This window comes from Synechococcus sp. R6-10, assembly GCF_047461815.1.
Taxonomy (GTDB): domain Bacteria; phylum Cyanobacteriota; class Cyanobacteriia; order Thermostichales; family Thermostichaceae; genus Thermostichus.
The window spans coordinates 1-922 of record NZ_JANSHW010000273.1; the positions used below are offsets into that span (position 1 = coordinate 1).

General features: G+C 60.5%; 1 protein-coding gene and 1 pseudogene. One reads left to right on the forward strand and one right to left on the reverse strand.

The window, feature by feature from the left end:
- On the reverse strand, nt 1-463 hold a 463-nt coding region (locus NW837_RS08400), incomplete at its 3' end, for a glutamate--tRNA ligase (RefSeq protein ID WP_414330620.1).
- A gap of 234 nt (nt 464-697) precedes the next feature.
- Here NW837_RS08400 and NW837_RS08405 point away from each other — a divergent pair.
- Nucleotides 698-922, forward strand: a pseudogene (locus NW837_RS08405) (hypothetical protein); the annotation flags it as partial.

Sequence of the window (922 nt, forward strand, 5' to 3'; positions counted from 1 at the left end):
CTTCCAGGGGCTCCTCGATTTTGAAGCGGATCACCGGCTGCCGACCCTCGGCTTCGTAGGCCCGTCGCTGGGCTTCGGTGAGAAAGCGGTGGCGGTTGTCGTAGCGGGGGGCTTTGCCGGCGGCCTTCTGGGCAGCGCGCATCTCCTCCAGCTCCGCCTCGCTGACGTAGCAGCGGTAGGCCAACCCTCGATCCAGAAGCTGCTGTACCACCGCTTGATAGCGCTCGATGCGCTTGGATTGGTAGACCGGCCCTTCGTCCCAGTCTAGGCCCAACCAGGCCAGGCCCGCCAAAATGTTGCGGGTGTAGCGGGGCAAAGAGCGGTCGCGGTCGGTGTCCTCGATGCGCAAAATGAACCGGCCACCGTGGCGACGGGCATACAGCCAGTTGAACACTGCCGTTCGGGCGGTGCCGATGTGCAGATTTCCGGTTGGGCTGGGGGCAATGCGAACACAAACACTCACAGGCTGAAGGCTCCCAAGCAGAGCATCCTGATCCTAGTCGGCGGCGAGATCCTTTGTCATATTGGCCCTCCATTGGGTTGCAGGCGGTTGCCAATTGAGGCATTTCGAGTAGAATCCGCTCTAGCCGCCGGTCAAAAGGTAGGCTGCACGGGGATCAAGGTTGATTGGCAACGTCCAACCCCCCCTTTTTTCCGGTGTTGAGGAAAAGCTGTAGCGCAGGAGGAATCCCAGCACATGCGTCTGACTTTGGCCATTCTTCTGGGTTGTCTGTCCGCCGGGATCCCGATTGGATCCGCCTTGGCCCAAATTGCCTATCCTTCTTATCCGGTGGGAGATGCCCTAGACAGGATCCTGTTGGATACAGGTAGGAATGTGGATCCGGTCATTTTCCCTGAGGAGGTGGTGCGCTCCCAGGCCCGGCAGACCACCGCCTTCTTCACCACGCTGCTGAACCAACGC